Source organism: Flavobacterium undicola (assembly GCF_009909155.2).
GTDB lineage: Bacteria > Bacteroidota > Bacteroidia > Flavobacteriales > Flavobacteriaceae > Flavobacterium > Flavobacterium undicola.
This window is the reverse complement of record NZ_JAAAPM020000074.1, coordinates 1-1,179: the sequence shown is the minus strand read 5'-3', so window position 1 is coordinate 1,179 and position 1,179 is coordinate 1. Positions and strand designations below refer to the sequence as shown.

The following is a 1,179-nucleotide window of genomic DNA, read 5'->3' as shown; positions in this document are numbered from 1 at the left end:
CCGTAGCAGAACACTCACCCGTTACATCAGCCAAAACAGGAGCTACAGGAGCAGTTACATCTTTAACAATTACTTTTTGAGTAGCTGTAGTTGTGTTTCCATTTCCATCATCGAAAGTCCAAGTGATGATATGTGTGCCTTGTGTATTGTAAGTCAACGGATCATTAGTTGTACCAGTAATTGCAGTTTCTTTACAGTTGTCCGTTGTAGTAGGAGTCGTAGCCGTAGCAGAACACTCACCCGTTACATCAGCCAAAACAGGAGCTACAGGAGCAGTTACATCTTTAACAATTACTTTTTGAGTAGCTGTAGTTGTGTTTCCATTTCCATCATCGAAAGTCCAAGTGATAATATGAGTTCCTTGTGTATTGTAAGTCAACGGATCATTAGTTGTACCAGTAATTGCAGTTTCTTTACAGTTGTCCGTTGTAGTAGGAGCAGTCGCCGTAGCAGAACACTCACCCGTTACATCAGCCAAAACAGGAGCAACAGGAGCAGTTGTGTCTTTTACTGTGATTACTTGTGATTTAGAAGATTCATTACCACAAGCATCTTTAGCAGTCCAAGTTCTGGTCAACGTATAGTTGCTGGCAAAAACTTCACTGATATTAGATTTTACTTCTTTGTATGATACCATCGGATTTGCATCACAGTTATCGGTAGCGGTTAAAGTCGCAGCCTCAGGAACCGCAGAACATTCTGCTGTTAGATCAGCAGGAGCTTCGCTCAATACCGGAGCCGTAGTGTCTTTTACTGTGATCACTTGAGATTTAGAAGATTCATTACCACAAGCATCTTTAGCTGTCCAGGTTCTGGTCAACGTATAGTTGCTGGCACAAGTTTCACTGATATTTGATTTCACTTCTTTGTAGCTTACCACTGGATTTGCATCACAATTATCGGTAGCTGTTAAAGTAGCTGCCTGAGGTACTGCAGAACATTCTGCCGTTAGATCAGCAGGAGCTTCGCTCAATACCGGAGCCGTAGTGTCTTTTACTGTGATTACTTGAGATTTAGAAGATTCATTACCACAGGCATCTTTAGCAGTCCAAGTTCTGGTCAACGTATAGTTGCTGGCACAAGTTTCACTGATATTTGATTTCACTTCTTTGTAGCTTACCACTGGATTTGCATCACAATTATCGGTAGCTGTTAAAGTAGCTGCCTGAGGTACTGCAG

Annotated in this window: 1 protein-coding gene; it reads right to left on the bottom strand. The window is 41.8% G+C overall.

Annotated elements, in window-relative coordinates; all coding sequences use genetic code 11:
* The coding region (locus GTZ96_RS18135; RefSeq protein ID WP_449528465.1) for an HYR-like domain-containing protein at positions 1–1,179 on the bottom strand (1,179 nt) is incomplete at both ends.